Origin of the sequence: Rickettsiales endosymbiont of Trichoplax sp. H2, assembly GCF_009690945.1 — a bacterium.
Classification (GTDB): domain Bacteria; phylum Pseudomonadota; class Alphaproteobacteria; order Rickettsiales; family Midichloriaceae; genus Aquirickettsia; species Aquirickettsia rohweri.
The window spans coordinates 80,678-97,876 of sequence record NZ_NPHZ01000005.1; the positions used below are offsets into that span (position 1 = coordinate 80,678).

The window sequence follows — 17,199 nt, forward strand, 5'->3', positions numbered from 1 at the left end:
AAATTCAATATAATTAGTGGGGTATAAAAATGTCAATATCAAAATTTATAAAAGAATTAGATGAATTGAAAAATTTATTTGAAGAAATTATTCCTTGCATAGAAGCATATAGAAAAGAAAATTTAACTTATAAACAAAAACTTGGTCTAATACCATTGGTAATTAAAAAATTAGAAAAAAAATACGGAGTTGATAAGATTATTGATGAAGTAAAATATGCAATACACGATGTACTAAACACATTTCATAAAATGCATCAAGACTTTGATAATAAAAAATATATGCACTGCGCTATAGAATTTGCAAAAGGTATCTTTGAGTTAATTCCTGGGCTAAAAGAAACATTACCAGAGATGGTTTCTTTAGGTGTTGAAGCTACTGAAGAAACCAACAAAATTATTGCAACAAATGGTGCAATCTTAGCAGCTCAAAGCGCAGAAGTAGCCATGATTTTTATAGAAAACACCATAAGTGCAACTTGTCAAATTATAGAGGAAAATCCTTATAGCACTACACCCCCTAATGCTAACCAGAACAATACTAATACTACTCATGATGAACTATAACTTACACCTTTAAGTATATAGACAAAAAATAATTTTTATTTTAGCATTTTATTTTTAACTAATAATAGGAGTAGTGAAATGTCAATATCAGAGTTTTTTAAAAAAGCAGAGGATATGGTCAAAATTGCAAGTGATATAGGACCTTGTATTAAAGCTTTTAAAGGTAAGTCATTTAATTCTAAAGAAGCTGTAGATCTATCAGTATCTATCGCAGACAAAATTCTTAAAGATTATGGGCTAAATGGTCAATCAATAAAGTATCTAGAAAATTTTGCAGCTGATTCAATCAAGGTTTTTAGTAAAATTTCTTCAGATATTAAAGATCATGATTATTTAAAAGTTTTAACAGATTTTAAAGATAGCTCAGAAAAATTAATCGAAGAAAGTAAGCAAAGCATTGTTGCAATAAAAGCAGATGTAAAAACTGTTAAAAGTGGAGAAAACAAAGCTATCAAAGAATTTAATTCTGATCCAGCTGAAGCAGGTGTTGAATTACTTGAAAATATTATCAATGCTACTTGCAGCACAGTTGAAGCATCAGATGCTCCTAAAGACGAATTATAAAATATTTTTTTTATAAATCTAAAATCACCAAGATATACTTTTAATTTCTTGGTGATTAATTATTATTGGCTATTAGCACATATTAAAGTAAATTTTAAATTTAACTACATATTTCTACCAATTCCATAATTTTTGATATGGCTATTTACTTTTTGTAATATTATAAAAGAGTACTTATACAATTTACTATACTTAAAAGTTACTGACAATCTTTGTTCAATAACAATTACTTTCAGATTCATATAGCTTTTTTTAGCATTTTAAGCATGTTTTTATTTAGCTTATGATATATATATATATACTAATTCTTAGATCTTATACCAAGTTAAAATTTATATTGCTTTAATATTTATTTAATATACGATCTTAATCCGAAAGTACTAATAAAAAATTTAAATAGTGAGTCTATTATGGTTGAGTCATATAAAAATAATAAAAGTAAATTACTAGCTAGTTTAACTGATAAGAAGGAAAAACTTTTTGCTATTCTAAAAATAGGATATTTATGTTTAGATAACAAAGGACGAATATCTAATGATGGTGTTTTTGCACCTTGTAGTTTACAAAAAAAATTTTACGAGTATTTTGAAACAACTAAATATCCAGACTCTTGCCTTGACAACAAAGGTAGAATTTCTAATGAATCAAATTTTGCCATATGTGGTTCTTCTAAAAAAATAAATGATATTTTACAAGATATAAATGATAATTTAAAAGATCCTGATTTTATTGATACTACTTTTAAATTAAAAAAAATGGTAGAGGTACCATTTACATATTGCCTCGATAATAAAGCTAGAATCTCTAAACATGGAAGTTATGAATATTGTGAAAATAATAAAGCAATATTTGATAATGTGGAAAATACAATTGAAAACTTAAATAATGTTATACACATACTTGAAAATTCAGAAGTTAAAGAAGAATTATAATCAGCACTATTTATAAATAACTAGCAATATCTGCAACACTAATAGTTAATAAAAACAAAGCATTAGCTAACTTTAAATATTATTTACTATTGCTACACATCCCTGCTACTAACCACAACTTATATGTTTTAAAATCATTAGCTAAATAATATTTTTTATTTGATATTTAAAGGTGTTATTATTTATATTGTTATTCTAACTATAGAAAAATTTTTGTGAAGTTATACTATTTATACGTAAAAACCAACAAATAAACTAAAGAGATTTAAACCTTATGCCCAATAAGCTTTTAAGGTTTAAATATTCTTAAATTGAAATTATTAGCAAAGCTTTCTTTCAATTAAAACTTAATCTTAGTACCAGCTAAAACAACCGTACCTTTATTAAATTTAGCATCGTTACCAAAATTTTCATTCTTTTTAAAGTTAAATCTAGTAACTTCAATATATGGCATAAATCCTGGCATTACTGTGTAATCAGCACCAATAGATATTGCTTCAAATTTATTGTAATCTTTCTGATCAAATTTAACCAATAGATCATCTGTAGAACCTTCAGGAGTATATTTAGCTAAAGCTCCAGCTCTTTTACTTTGCATATACTCAATACTTATTCCATATTTATCTGTTGCATATGCAGACCCCAAAGACCAATATTGACCACCTTGTTTGCTATTAGTATCTCCAACTAAAGTTCCAGATTTACCAATATCACCATAGGCACCATTAAAAGCAAAACCTTGATAACCAATACCAGCACCAACCTGCCATGCTTTTAGATTATTTCTTGATCCTTCAATAGGAGGAGTAGTAGTACTTTTAGCATCATCTATGCTGTCAAAGTAAGAAATTTTCTTCGCCTTACCAAATTCTCCAAGAATCGCTGTTGTAAATTTTACACCATTACCAAATGATTTTTCATACCCTACAGCTGGCTGCCAAATATCTTTATAACCACCCCCAGAATTATTTAACACTTTACGTGTCTGGTTAACAGTTCCCTTAGCTTTAGAATCTGGGACATAACTTAATCCAAATGTAAAATCATTGAGCTTTGGTGAAAAATAGTTAATTTTCCCAGCTTTAGTTGTTTCATCAAAACCAACTGGCAACTGTGGTGCAGTAATGTAATTACCATCAATAGCATATTTACTACCACTACTACTTGTTAAAACACCACCATTTTTAAGCCAATCAGACCATTCTCCATCTAAACCTCCTGTTGCACGTGCAAGAGAGTAAGAATTTACTTCCATACTGCTACCTACTGGCGATGTACTACCAACTTCAAATTTACCGAAATTACCTTCAAGATATATTTTCAGCTCATTTGCAATATTTTCACTACCAGAAGAAGTCTTTGAAGTATTAGTATTTAATTTTATATAACCACCATAACCTAAACCTTTTTCAGTTTTTTGATCATAATTAAATTTTAATGACCCACTGGTTGCTAAAGAATTTTGTTTGTATTTATTAGTTGGACTACTTAAATCGTTTCTAAAATCTTTAGATTGGTTTACAATTCCATACTTAGGATCTATTTCTCCTGATATTTTAATAGATGAATCTTTAATTGTATTATCATCAGCTAGTAATATTGTTGGAATTACGCTTAACAATGTAGCTAAGTATATAATTTTTTTATTTCCCATAATTTTTTAACTCTTATGTTTATTCAGTAATTTAAGTACTATCTATTTATTTAAGTATTTGTCAATAATTTTTACATAATCGTCATAATTATTTGCAATAATAAACTCCTGGTTAATATAAATAGTTGGAGTTTGATTTAAGTTTAAAGTTTTCATATCTTTAAAAGCTTTCATCTGCAATTGATCAGAAAAGCTTTTATCTTCAAAACACTTACTTATTTTTTCAGCATTAAAACCCGAAAGTCTTCCTATATTTTTAAGCATTTGTTTAAAATCTTTTCTAAATGCCCATTTAATTTGCGATTTAAATAAAACATCTATTAATTCAAAATAACTGTTATCAAAACAATTAGCTAATATTGCACCATATAAAGCAGGTTCATTATTTGGATAATCTCTAAAGATATATAAAAGCTTTCCTGAATCAATATAATCTTTTTTAATTTTTGGCAGTATATTTTCATGAAAAGTTGCGCATCCAGGGCAAGATAACGAGGAATATGTGACAATAGTTACCTTAGCTTTTGTATTGCCAATATAATGATCATCTTCTTTTAACTTTAGAATCTGCAATTTATTAGCTTCAACATTATCTGCATAACTTATGGCTGAAATTAAAAAAAATAGAATGAATAGCAATATATAACGTTTATTTTTCATACCATATATCTATTTATAACTTAGTTTTGACTAATATACGTTCATCAGCATCAACATTAGACAGTTCATCTCTAAATAATTTTTCGTTATGCTTAATGTATTTAACAATCTTTGCAATATGATCATATTTTTCTATAAGAACTATCTTGCCACCTTCAACAATTATATTCTTAAAGAATTTTGGAATTTGATTCATAATACCGTTAACTATTATTATATCAAATTTTGCATCTTCCATATTATCTTTAAAACTTTCTAATAATCTAAATGAAATAACATCTCCTGCTTGGGCTAATAACTCTTGGCTTATACCAATTTTTAACAACCTTTTATCAATATCTACTGCAATTACTTTTTTAGCAATATTTGAAATAATTACTGATGAATACCCAGTATTGCAATTAAAGTCAAAAACCACAGAATTGGACTTAATTTTAGCAAATTGAAGCATTTTAGCTAAAACAAGTGGAGACATAATAAATCTATTATCATCCACAAATATCTCTGTATTAAATATTGGTAAAATTGAATCAGAGTACGCCACTTCTTTCCACTGACTAATAATAAACTTATGGCGACAGACCTTTAAAAATGAATCAATAATTTTCTTATCAATTATACCGCTTGGTACTAACTGATTATGGACCATATTATACCTTGCTTTTGCAAAGTAATTTTCGTCTAATTTTTCTTTTATTTTTAGTTGCAAAATTAAAACTATATTTAATTATCTTAATATTATTAATATAATATTATTAAGGTATTTGCAGCACTTTTTTTATTAAAATTTAAAAATTTATACACGTATCACACCTAATAAAACATCTTCCATGTTATTCATCATACCATATGATTTTGCATTATATGAATAAAATCTCTGTTGTTTCATTAAATCAGTCATAGATTTTGTTTCGTCTACATTAGCTCCCTCTAAATTGCCACTTACAATTTTACCTGCACCATTTAAGTTAGCAACTCTAAAGCTTGGCTTTCCAGATTCAGCTGTATCAGAAAATATAGTTCCAAATTCATTTTCCAGTTTTAATGGATCTTTAAATATTGCAACAGGAATAGCTGCTAATTTTTTCTGATCTCCATTAGTGTAATGACCTGTTAAATTTCCCTTATCATCAACACTTGTACTCTGTAATATACCACCTTTCTTACCATCAGAATCTATGTTTATAAGCTGATTATCATCATACATCTGCAATTTATTCCAATTTATTTGAATATTATTAGGACCAGCTAAACTTTCACCTTCATCTGCCCATCTAAACTCTAATTCATCCTCCAAACCCTTAACACCAGAAATAGTAGAAGCTGTTTCTATTTCTCCCTTACCTTTTGAATCAAATTTTATTGTTCCAGCTGCTATTAAACCATCATCTCTACCATTATTAACATCCCCTTTTGCTGTATATACTTCAACAGCATATTTCATGGTTGCAATTTTTTTAAACGCAACAAAAATTTCATGATCATTTCCTAAACTATCTATTACATTGAATTCAGTTTTTGCATCAGCTCTAATTTTTCCACCAGCCATGTTTAATGCTGCATCACCTGCATCATAATTAGGTTTAACATATCCTGCAGATAAATAACTACCTAAATTCAGCTTTCCTAATATTTGCGGAGTAGAATCAAATTTAGCCAAAACATTATTTCCTGAAGAACTTTGAACTTCAAAGTCTATTTTATTGCCAGTAACTTGTGCTTTAAGATTAATAAAATGACCTAAATTATTATTAACTTGGTCTATCAATGTAGTTTTATCATTAAATATTATTGTGTTAGTTATAGGATCAAACTTTGCTTTAGTCTCCTTTGTTTTTTCTGCTGTACTTGTATCTAACACTCTATATACAAAATTATATTCAGATGTTTGAGGTTGACTATCTCCTTTTGTTTCATAAAAATACATTTTAAATTTGTCGTTATCAGATAAACTTTGAACAATTAAATCCCCATTTCCTCCGCCCATAACCATCTGTTTTGCACTTAAGCTTAAGGAAATATCAGCAGTTGTAGTTGCTTGTCCTTTAATTGGATTTTTATCTAATTTAATTGGTTTTAAATTTGCTTTTTCAATATCAGTCACTTGATCCTGATTATCATCAGTATATGCTTCACCTAAAAGATAGCAACCATTTGGTGATTTAATAAAATCTTGGTTATCTAATTCATACCTACCAGCTCTGGTGTATTTTGTTTGTTCTCCACATTTTAAAGCAAAAAATCCATCACCTTCTATTGCATAATCAAATTCATTTTTTGTTTCAGATATTTCTCCTTGAATATTAGCATTTATACGAGATCCTGCATTAACACCACCATTATATTTACTAGTTTCACTTAAAAGATAAGTGCCAAACCCCTTATAACCTGGTGTATTTGCATTACTAAGGTTGATTCCTAATTTACCAGTTATAAATTCTGCTGCTGCCATACCTTGTGTTACTGCTGCTATACCTGCTGAAGACATTTTTAATTACCTTAAATTAAATTCAATTACTAAAGATATCAGCAATTCTTATGCCAAATTTTTTCCTTAATTTTGTTTTTATTAATAAATCTTTCTTCTATCTCGTCATTGTAGATGAATGTAGCTCACTATTTATCATTAACCTAAGCTGCCGATAACAATTGCTCTATAAAGAGCTAACGCCACTATAAAGCAATATTTAGCACAGTTAGAAACAACGATATAGTCATTGCGAGAGCATTTTAATGCTCGTGGCAATCCAGTAATGCATCAACAAACATAAATGAAACAACATCTCTGGATCACCACAGTCGAGACTTCGTCTCTTCTTCGTGATGACTTTGCCTGCATTGTCATTGCAAGAGCATTTTAATGCTCGTGGCAATCCAGAAAATTAATAAATAAGATGTGTAATATTAAATATTATCTAACTCTTTCACAAATTTATTCACTGAATTTAAATGAAGATCCTTATATTTATTATTATAAGATTTTTGAATATCTTGTAGCTTATCAGGATTATTTAATAAATCTGCTATAAATAAAGATAACCATTTTGGGCAAAATTTATCCTCTGTTTTCAATATAATTTTTGAATTTTCATTTAAAAATTTTGCATTACAAAATTGATGATTATCTTTTGCTTTTGCAAATGGAACTAATATTGCAACTTTTTTAAAAACCATTAACTCAGCAATTGATGAGGCACCTCCTCTGCATATAACTAAATCATGTTTATCATAAAGTTCCTCAAGATTATCAAAAAAAGTTTTTATATTATATTTACACTTTATTTTTGAATATTCACTTATAACTTCATCAATATTTTCTTCTCTAGCTTGTTGGGTTATGTGAATTCTTTCTTGCAATGTTTTACCCAAATTTTGTATGGATTTAGGTATAATATCGCTAAAAATTCTCGCTCCTTGACTACCACCAACAACTAAAATTTTTAAATATCTATTCCTCTTTATCTTTTTATTATTCACTGCTTCTATAAATTTATTCCTTATAGGCAGCCCTGTTAAAATAACTTTATTTTTATATTTTTCTTTTATATTTTGAGTGTTTGGAAATGATATAAATAATTTTTTTGCAAAAGGTAAAAATAATCTATTTATTTGTCCAAGTACAGAATTCTGTTCATGCAAAATAAGTGGTACACGAAAAATTATTGCATATAAAGAAGCTGGTAAAGTTGGGTATCCTCCAAATGACACAACTATTTTTGGTTTTTGTAAAAAAAACTTCCCCATTATTTTTAAAGAACTAATAATAAGTAAAGTAAAATTTAATAATTTACTACTGAATTTTTCATTTACTCCTGAGGCAAGAATAATAGTTTTTCTCATATCTAAAAAAGCACCATCTAAATATTTTAAAGCTCTTTTATCAGTAACTAAATGTAAACTATAATTCTTACTCATTAGTCTATCAGCAACAGCCTGAGCAGGGAATACATGTCCTCCAGTACCTCCTGTTGATATCAGTATTAATTTATTTTTAGTCATCAGTTTTAAGATCTAAGATTTGCACTAATTCCTTAAAATCCTTTACTTCTTTAAAATCCATATAAACTGAAGCGTATCTAACATAAGCAACTTGATCTATTCTTATTAGTTCCCCCATTACTAGTTCCCCAATAATTTTTGTCTCAACTTCTCCTTCTCCAAATTTTTGTAATTTTTTTACAATATTTGACACAATTTGGTCTAAAGAGTCATGACCTATACTCCTTTTTCTAGTAGCTATTTCAAGTGACCTTAGTAATTTTTGAATATCAAATGGTCTTTTAGATCCATTTCTCTTTATAACCATAACCTCTCTTACTTCTATCCTTTCATAAGTAGTGAATTTTGCTCCACAATTATTACAAATTCTTCGACGTTTTATGCTAGAATTATCATCTGATGGTCTTGAATCTTTAACTTGTGTACTTAAAAACCCACAAAAAGGACATTTCATAATTTTTATTAAAAATAAAACAATAATTGTTTTTTTAAAATAACGAATTATATGGCAAATACAAATTATTTTTATATATTTATGTATCTATCTAAAATTAATTCTGACAATATTTAAATAATAACATCTGAAGAACTAAACGAAATGATATATACTTTTGAAATTATAAAAGGTGAAGAAGGAGAAAGATTAGATAAATATATTACTTCAAAAATTGAAAAACAAACTAGATCTCAAATCCAATTTTTGATACTTAATTCAAAAGTAACTATTAATAATGATATTGAACGTAATTGTGGTAAAAAAATTAAAATTGGCGACAAAATATCATTATCAATTATAAAACAACCTACAACAATAGAGCCATATAATTTTAAGTTAAATATTATTTATGAAGATGAGGATTTAATAGTTATTAATAAGCCCTCAGATCTTACAGTTCATCCAGGTAGCAATACTAAAAATAAAACACTTGCTCACGCACTTGTTGCATATTCCAATAATTTATCATCAGCTAGTGGAGAAAATAGACCTGGCATAGTACACAGATTAGACAAATATACTTCAGGTTTAATGTTAGTTGCTAAAAATAATGAAACACACTTATACTTATGTGGGCAAATATTAGAAAGAAAAGTAAAAAGAAAGTATTTAACATTAACTTATGGTGTTCCAAATCCTATTATTGGGCGTATTATAACCAATATTGCACCTAACAAAAAAGATCCAACTAAAATGCAAGTTGTAAAAGATGATGATGCCAAAATAGCAATTACTAATTATAGAGTTATAAATAGTTATGAAAATAGAATGTTTAGTTTAGTAGAATGCGAATTAGAAACTGGTAGAACTCATCAAATTAGAGTGCATATGAAATATAAAAACACCCCTGTAGTTGGTGATCAAAAATATTCTCTGTATTATAATTTTAATCCAGAATTTGTATCAAAAGAACTAAATAATAAAATTAAAAAATTGAATAGACAAGCTTTACATGCATATAAAATTGCATTTGTCCATCCTCAATCATTAAAACCTATGGAATTTGAAATACCCATGGATAATTCAATCCAAGAAATAATAAATTTGTTAAAAATTGATAAAAATAATTAAAACATTTATATTAATATTATTTGTATTTTTAACAAACACTTAGTAATTTATTTCTATTTAATCTGACACTACGATCTCTAATTTTTATTATAAAATCACTAATATAAGATGAAAGCGCAATTTATTATACTATTGTAATATTAGTTTAGTTTATAGCGCTAAAAATGTTAAATAAATAAATTTATTATACTTTAAGTATAATTTTTAACAGATAACTTGACAAAGATATTTTTTGGATAACATTATAATATTATTAATTTAACATGGGGGTGTTATGACTAATACTTTAAAAAATTCAAATTGGAATCCACAAGATCCAAGCATGTATTCTGGTGTACAATTAGACTCAAGAAAGCCTACGTCTTACGGTATGTATGTGTTTAAAGGGTGGTTTAATGTTGATGATCAACCAACTGTTACAGGTGCATTCCTGCAATCCATACAGCCACCACCTGCATACTACCCAGAATTAACAAAATTTTGGAGATGGACTGAAATAGATTGGGAGTACGTTCCATATACAAAAGCACTTTTCCAGGAGCGGTTAAGTTGCACAGGTGAACTACCAAATGCTAATTGTGTAGTAACTGCATGTCCTGAAGCTAACGGAGAGCTAACAGCAAATGGAAAAGCTCAAGTTATTGGTAAATTATCTGGAAGACCTGATATTAATAATTGGGAACAACTACTATCAGAAACTAAAGGCCTAACAAACAAAGAGCTACTTCAAAAAATAAAAAAAGTTGAGCAATATGACTCTTTAGATAAATGGAGCGATTTTATTGATAAAATTAAAAATTACTCACAAGATGAATTAGCAAAAGCTCTAGGTAAATTACTATTATTATCATCGGATGAATCGTCTAATTGGTTTAGTTTTGTTAATAAAGTAAAATTAGAGCCAAGTGATGGATTAGCTGGTAGAATAATATCAATACTAGGGCATACTGATGTAATAGATTTTGTTAAATTAACATCTAAAATTTCTCACTTATGCAAAAATGAATTTGCTAGGCAAATAGGAGTTGCATTAAAGTTACAAAGTCCTGTTACAAGCATAAGTGATTTAGCAGATAAAATCAAAGCTACTCCTAAAGAAGAAATAGAGAATTTCCCGCAAGAACTTGTATCAAAAATGGGTATAGGAAAAGCTTTAATAGGAAAAGACGATGCAAAATGGGAACAGTTATCTCCTATTATAAATAACATACCAATTAAGGATTTTCAGAAAAATTTAAATAATCTAGTTATAATGATTAATGATTTTTCAAAAGTTGATTTTGTAAATTGAGAGCAATTTGTTTTAAAAGTTATTACTTCTGTTTTAGGCAAAGATCAAAGCAAAATAAATAACTTTGATCAACTACATACACAAATTAGTAGTTTATCAAATAAAGAATTTGTACAAGAAATATCTAAAGTGGTTGGGTATTCAGATATTGCAGATTATAATGCTTTATTAGAAGATGAGACAGTTCGTGATAAAAAGCCGTGGTGGACTGCAGGTGAAAATTGGGGTATGCCAAACGGACAAAAAGCAGAAAGCTCTGATGGTAAAATAATGACTATAAATTTTTGGAGAGCACCTGAAGGGCCTCATACAATAAAAGTAAACAATACAGAGGCTTCATTTGTTTCATCAGTTAGTACAGCATTTTCAGGCTTTGTTACAACTAACTCACAATATTTTACTGTAAAGGATAGTCAAGGTAAACTTACTTACGATCCTAAAGAATTGCATACTTATACAATTGTTTGGACTCCTGAAACTTTACAATTTTATCTTGATGCTAATAATGATGGAAAAGACATAGATAATGCAACACCAATAAAAGTTTTTGATGCTAAAGATTATCCTGGAATAAAAATGATAGGCAATCAATATCCTGGTGGAGATAAACCCTTTTGGTGGTATGGCAATAAAAAAAAATTAGGTGATGTTCTGATTATGTTAAATCATTGGTTTGGCGATCAATGGAGTGGATTTCCAGATGTAAATTTTGTTAAATCAAGTTCTTACATAAGTAAAGTATCATATTTTCCACTAAATAAATCAGGTGCAAATCCAGGTAATGCAGACTTTACATACCAAAATGACGATAATATTATTAATGTAGATTTTTCTACAATGCCTAATGAAAATTGGAGGTATACAGTACAAAAACAATTTGTGCCTGAAGTCGCTGGTGATTTTCCAAATCAAAAAATAGCTAAGAATCCACAACAAATGGATCTTACTAAAGTTCCAGGTACTGATCAACAAGCACTAGAATTACGCTTATCACGTTATGATGATGAAAATGCTCAGCAAAAGTTTTTTTATGTTGTACTTGATGCACCTGAGATAAAAGATGGAGGCATTAATGAAAATCAAAAAATTTTAGTTACAATAGATAATGAGGAAATAGGTGTATATGCTAATTTAACAAATGTTAACGCTATTAATATAGAAGCTTTTTGGCCACCAGTTGGTTCTGAAATAGAGATAAATGCTAAAAATTTAGGTACTGGAGCAGAAAATACTTGTAAAATAAAGATACAAGAGAATTTAGTTTGGACTTTTGATGGAGTTCAAGACTGTCAACATCAGGAAGCAAATTTACAATTTTTAAACAAAGAAGATGCTTTAGCTGTAACTGCAAGAGGCAACGCTGGGCGTATACCAATACACTGGCATAACTTTCATGGAATTGACAAAGATGCTGATGACAACTCAGCAATTGCGCATGATGAATTATAAATTTTAAAACAAATTTTATATTAGTAGTATTGCAAATTAAACTAAGATAAAAATTCTTTCTTTAAATTGATATGTGATCAAGATTTTTTAAAATTAGAAAAATTTGCAATACTAACCTCCAAATCCCATGCCTATAAATAAAATTTTATTATAACTAAAATATATAAAGATATATTTTGCAATTATATTATTTTACCTAAATCTATAATATTTTTTGATATTGACTTATCGTTAAATGTCATTTGCTTATAACCTAGTTTTATATAAAAGTCTTTAGCTTCTAAACTAGCATGTGTTTTTATTACTTCTCTTTTTTGCAATTTCACCCATTTTTCTAAGAAAGTTAGAATATAAGTAGCATATCCTTTATTTTTATGCTTTTCATCAGTAGCAAGAGAGCGTAATGCTGCTGTTTTATCATCTATTAATTCTATATGAGCAACCGATACAATTACAACTCCTTTATATAAAACAAAATGATAGTGATTACTATCTTTTAAACTAAAATGGTTACGATCATAATTCACTCTAATTGGTTGAAAAATTTCCCTTTCACGTATTCTATGATACTCTGACCATTCATCATCATGCATACAAAAATTGACACAATAACCATTAAAATTAGCTTTTTTCAAAACGCTTTTAATAAATTGATTTTTAGCAAGATTATATCCTGAAAATTTTCCATCTACTTTTATATGAGAATTTGGATTTTTTAACAGTTCAATTTTTAAATTTTTATATTGTAAAGCTATATTCTGATGAACCCTTAAGTAATTACGGAAACATAAATTTAACTTGATGAAACCATGATCTAATTCAGTAACATGTAGATTAATTTTTTTATTTCTACGGAAATAATAATGGAGAGGAATATTCATTTCACCCCTGAACTCAAATCCTACTTCTTCTAAAATTAAACTATCGTTTAATTTATCAACAATACATAATATATCAACGCTTGGCTTAGCAATTAGACCATAAACAGATGTAGAACCTATATGGTAGATATCTAAACACTTTTCTTTTAATCTGTCTTTTATTATATTTGCTTCTTCCTGAAATATCTTAACCCAGAGTGAACTATATGGAACTACTTTAATCACCATTTAATACCCTATCCTTATAAATATACTATATCAATTTAGCTGTACTAAAAATTATAGTAATTATAGCATATACTTTTTAACTAAAAATCAAATTTATTTAGCATCCTTATCTTCTTCAATTTCTATTAAAATATCTCCGCTTAACACTGTTTCTTCAGCCTTGCAACAAATCTTTTTAACAATGCCATCTATAGGGCTAATTAGAGTATTTTCCATTTTCATGGCTTCTAGTATTACTAATGATTGACCTTTATTTATACTATCTCCCGATTTTACTTTTATCTCCTTAATTAAACCAGTAATAGTTGCTATCAAATTATTTTCTTTTGAATCCTTAGAAATAGGCTTCATAAATTTATATAATTCAGCTGTTCTAGGAGATAGCAATCTAGTTCTAACTTTAGAACCCATAAATACTATATCATAAAAATCTCTAATTTTTTCCAATTGCAAACTGTAATCCTTATCATTTATTTTACATTGAAATAGCCTTCTTCCCACTTCCCAATTGCTTGTAATAAAAAACTTTCTATTTTCAAAAGTAATTTTTAATCCATTATTATGATTTCTTACTGTAACAGGATAACTCATATCATCTAATTTAGCTACCCACCTTGTGCCTATTGCCCTAAACATACCCCTTTGCTGACCGCTTACATGCGACATTCTTTTTATATTCTGAATAAAAATAAATACTAAAGCACATAATATAACTGAACTTAATTCGCTATTTAACTCAGCTCCAGAAAAACCTTCACTATATTCTTCCTGGATAAAATTTGTAGAAATATTACCAGCAATAAACTTCTCATTATTTAATATAGCTTGTAAAAAATTAATATTATGCGAAACCCCCCTTATTATAAACTCTCCAAGAGAATTTTTCATTAAATCAATTGCCTTTACCCTATTTTCTGAATACGTACATAATTTTGCAATCATTGCATCATAGAACATACTTACTTCACCACCCTCATATACTCCAGTATCCAACCTAACATTATCACTTAATTTTGGCTCTTTGTAACCAATGATTCTACCTGTTGATGGTAAAAATCCACAAGTTGCATCTTCAGCATAAATTCTTGATTCCATTGCCCATCCATTTAATTTTATATCTTTTTGCTTAAATGGAAGCTTGTTTCCTTCAGCAATTCTGATCATTTGCTCAACAATATCTATGCCTGTAATTAATTCTGTTACTCCATGCTCAACTTGTAATCTAGTATTCATTTCAAGAAAATAAAAATTTCCCATCTGATCTACAATATACTCAATTGTACCAGCTGAAAAATATTTAACTTTTTTAGCCAATGCAACTGACTGGGCATACATTTTTTTTCGAATTTTAGGGGTGACAAAAGAACTAGGTGCTTCTTCAATTACTTTTTGATTATGTCTTTGTATTGAGCATTCCCTCTCTCCTAAACATACATAATTACCATGTTTATCTGCTAAAACTTGTATTTCTATATGCCTTGGTTTTATAATTAACTTTTCAATAAAAGTCCTTGAGTCTGAAAAGTTATTTTTAGCTTCATTTTTAGTTGAGCGATAAGCCTGTTGCATTTCATCGTCACTATTAACAACTCTCATACCCTTACCTCCACCACCTGCGGCAGCTTTTAACATAATAGGATAACCAATACTCTTAGCAATTTTAACAGCATGTTTTTCAGATTTTATTGCCCCAATATAACCTGGTATAATATTAACCCCTGCTGACTTTGCTAATTTTTTTGCTTCTATTTTATCTCCCATTTTTTTTATGGAAATTGCAGATGGGCCTATAAAATTAGTACCTGATTTTTCCATTAACTTTGCAAATTCGTAGTTTTCAGATAAAAACCCATATCCAGGATGAACAGCATCTGCTCCAGAAATTTTTATTGCTTTTAATATTGAATCTATATTTAGGTAGCTTTGAGTTGCTGGTGACTTACCAATATATATAGCTTCATCTGCATATTTTAGATGAAGTGCATTATTATCAGCATCTGAATATACAGCTACTGTTTTTATACCTAGTTTACTTGCTGTCTTTATTATTCTACAAGCAATTTCATTACGATTAGCAATAAGTATTTTTTTTATTTTATTCACAAATTAAATAATATAAATTATGGAAATATTAGGGAATTTAGCACAACCAACATGCAAAATCAATCTATATCAATAATGCTAAAAATAGTAGCATAAAGCTTTTAAAGATATTTTTTATTAAATTAAATCAAACTCTTCTTCTTGATATAAACCTTTGATTTTAATTAGCTTCCCATTAAATTTTCTTATTTTTACTTTAGCTTCAAGTAATATTTCATTAGATACCTCAATACTCTGTTTCCAAACTTCATTTTGATTATTTACATCATTTCCTGGAAAATTTTCATCGTATATTACCTCACTAATTCCTGCTTGTATGATACTTTTTGCACATCTTGAACAGGGAATCCAAGGTGTATATATAGAACAATTTTTAGATGACACACCATTTCTTGCACAATGCAAGATAGCATTTTCTTCAGCATGATTAGATGAAAGATATTTATAGTCTTTATTTACGTATCTATCTATTTTATCTTCAACATTTCTAGGCAATCCATTATAACCAGTGGAAATTATTTCATTATCTTTTCCAACTATCACTGCCCCTACCCTAGTGCTAGGGTCTTTACTTTTCATTGAAACTAAATAAGCCAGAGTCATAAAGTATTCATCCCATGAATAAGATTTTATCATAAAAGAAATTTTTGTTTAATAAATATCAATAAAAAGAAGATTTTTCAATCTAATAAATTAAGTTTTAAATTTAGAAATTTTCCAAAATATTAAACCTTAACGTAATCTTAACGTTTTTTCTAAAAACCTTAACCTAATTTTAACGTTTGATAGGTATTATATCAGTATAAATTAAATTTTTAAAGGTGATAGATTATGGAAACAAAAACATGTGATAGACAATTACGTCATGCTGCTATAGAAAACAATCTAGAGAAAGTTAAATATTTTGTAGAATCAGGAAAATGCTCTCAAAAGCATATGATAGTGCATTAAGTTATGCTGTTGGAAAAGAGGATCTAGAAATATTTACATATCTTGTAAAATCAGGACTATGCTCTCAAGAGGGATATAGTCATGCATTAGTAAATGCTGCTGGTGAAGCTAAAAATCTAGAGATGGTTAAATATCTTGTAGAATCAGGAAAATGCTCTCAAAAGGTAATAAAAAAATTGTTATTTAATCAAGATGGCTCTTTAAAAGAGAAATTTAATGGCATAAAGGAAGAATTAATTAAAAATAACTATTTAGATAAAAATTTATTAGAAGGTCTTATCTCTAAAGAAGAAATTAACGAATTAAGTGAAAAATATCAAGCTCAACAAGAATGGAGAATAAAAGAAGATTGTA

The 17,199-nt window shown here is 28.0% G+C and carries 16 protein-coding genes; 7 read left to right on the forward strand and 9 right to left on the reverse strand.

The window, feature by feature from the left end; translation table 11 throughout:
- Nucleotides 1-29 precede the first annotated feature (29 nt).
- The 3 genes from h2es_RS05885 to h2es_RS05895 all read left to right on the forward strand — a co-directional run bounded on the left by h2es_RS05885 (nucleotide 30) and on the right by h2es_RS05895 (nucleotide 2,062).
- Nucleotides 30-566 (forward strand): hypothetical protein, encoded by a 537-nt coding sequence (locus tag h2es_RS05885; protein ID WP_154512263.1) that lies wholly within the window; start codon nucleotides 30-32, stop codon nucleotides 564-566.
- Between the two features lie 78 nt (nucleotides 567-644).
- Nucleotides 645-1,130 (forward strand): hypothetical protein, encoded by a 486-nt coding sequence (locus tag h2es_RS05890; protein ID WP_154512265.1) that lies wholly within the window; start codon nucleotides 645-647, stop codon nucleotides 1,128-1,130.
- A 410-nt stretch (nucleotides 1,131-1,540) separates the two neighbouring features.
- Nucleotides 1,541-2,062, forward strand: a complete 522-nt coding sequence (locus tag h2es_RS05895; RefSeq protein ID WP_154512267.1) for a hypothetical protein — start codon at nucleotides 1,541-1,543, stop codon at nucleotides 2,060-2,062.
- 340 nt (nucleotides 2,063-2,402) lie between these two features.
- Here the strand turns inward: h2es_RS05895 and h2es_RS05900 are convergent, their stop codons facing one another.
- The 6 genes from h2es_RS05900 to nrdR form a co-directional block, all read right to left on the reverse strand.
- A complete protein-coding gene (locus tag h2es_RS05900) occupies nucleotides 2,403-3,716 on the reverse strand; it encodes a porin (RefSeq protein ID WP_154512269.1) in 1,314 nt (437 codons plus the stop codon).
- 42 nt (nucleotides 3,717-3,758) lie between these two features.
- A complete protein-coding gene (locus h2es_RS05905) occupies nucleotides 3,759-4,376 on the reverse strand; it encodes a DsbA family protein (RefSeq protein WP_154512271.1) in 618 nt (205 codons plus the stop codon).
- A gap of 13 nt (nucleotides 4,377-4,389) precedes the next feature.
- A complete protein-coding gene (locus h2es_RS05910) occupies nucleotides 4,390-5,085 on the reverse strand; it encodes a protein-L-isoaspartate O-methyltransferase family protein (RefSeq protein WP_154512273.1) in 696 nt (231 codons plus the stop codon).
- A gap of 87 nt (nucleotides 5,086-5,172) precedes the next feature.
- Nucleotides 5,173-6,864: a flagellar hook-basal body complex protein gene (locus tag h2es_RS05915; RefSeq protein WP_154512275.1), complete on the reverse strand. Its 1,692-nt coding sequence runs from the start codon at nucleotides 6,862-6,864 to the stop codon at nucleotides 5,173-5,175.
- 416 nt (nucleotides 6,865-7,280) lie between these two features.
- On the reverse strand, nucleotides 7,281-8,375 hold the full coding sequence (locus h2es_RS05920; RefSeq protein WP_154512277.1) for a UDP-N-acetylglucosamine--N-acetylmuramyl-(pentapeptide) pyrophosphoryl-undecaprenol N-acetylglucosamine transferase: 1,095 nt from the start codon (nucleotides 8,373-8,375) through the stop codon (nucleotides 7,281-7,283).
- A complete protein-coding gene (gene nrdR / locus h2es_RS05925) occupies nucleotides 8,368-8,829 on the reverse strand; it encodes a transcriptional regulator NrdR (protein ID WP_126045093.1) in 462 nt (153 codons plus the stop codon). Before nrdR ends, h2es_RS05920 begins: the two co-directional genes overlap by 8 nt.
- A 144-nt stretch (nucleotides 8,830-8,973) precedes the next feature.
- Between nrdR and h2es_RS05930 the strand changes: the two genes are divergently transcribed.
- From h2es_RS05930 to h2es_RS05940, 3 genes are all read left to right on the forward strand, one after another.
- Complete coding sequence (locus h2es_RS05930) at nucleotides 8,974-9,942, forward strand: RluA family pseudouridine synthase (protein ID WP_154512279.1); 969 nt, start codon at nucleotides 8,974-8,976, stop codon at nucleotides 9,940-9,942.
- A 274-nt stretch (nucleotides 9,943-10,216) separates the two neighbouring features.
- Nucleotides 10,217-11,233 carry a hypothetical protein gene (locus tag h2es_RS05935; RefSeq protein WP_154512281.1) on the forward strand — a complete coding sequence of 339 codons (1,017 nt, stop codon included), beginning with the start codon at nucleotides 10,217-10,219 and terminating at the stop codon, nucleotides 11,231-11,233.
- Between the two features lie 129 nt (nucleotides 11,234-11,362).
- Nucleotides 11,363-12,682, forward strand: a complete 1,320-nt coding sequence (locus h2es_RS05940; protein ID WP_154512283.1) for a LamG domain-containing protein — start codon at nucleotides 11,363-11,365, stop codon at nucleotides 12,680-12,682.
- A gap of 182 nt (nucleotides 12,683-12,864) precedes the next feature.
- Here the strand turns inward: h2es_RS05940 and h2es_RS05945 are convergent, their stop codons facing one another.
- The 3 genes from h2es_RS05945 to h2es_RS05955 all read right to left on the reverse strand — a co-directional run bounded on the left by h2es_RS05945 (nucleotide 12,865) and on the right by h2es_RS05955 (nucleotide 16,530).
- Nucleotides 12,865-13,791 (reverse strand): bifunctional GrpB family protein/GNAT family N-acetyltransferase, encoded by a 927-nt coding sequence (locus h2es_RS05945; RefSeq protein WP_154512285.1) that lies wholly within the window; start codon nucleotides 13,789-13,791, stop codon nucleotides 12,865-12,867.
- Nucleotides 13,792-13,884: 93 nt separating this feature from the next.
- Nucleotides 13,885-15,894: an acetyl/propionyl/methylcrotonyl-CoA carboxylase subunit alpha gene (locus h2es_RS05950; protein ID WP_326845014.1), complete on the reverse strand. Its 2,010-nt coding sequence runs from the start codon at nucleotides 15,892-15,894 to the stop codon at nucleotides 13,885-13,887.
- 117 nt (nucleotides 15,895-16,011) lie between these two features.
- Nucleotides 16,012-16,530: a deoxycytidylate deaminase gene (locus h2es_RS05955; RefSeq protein WP_154512287.1), complete on the reverse strand. Its 519-nt coding sequence runs from the start codon at nucleotides 16,528-16,530 to the stop codon at nucleotides 16,012-16,014.
- A 284-nt stretch (nucleotides 16,531-16,814) separates the two neighbouring features.
- Between h2es_RS05955 and h2es_RS05960 the strand changes: the two genes are divergently transcribed.
- Nucleotides 16,815-17,199, forward strand: a 385-nt coding sequence (locus h2es_RS05960; protein ID WP_230204277.1) for a hypothetical protein, incomplete at its 3' end; no start/stop codon positions are given.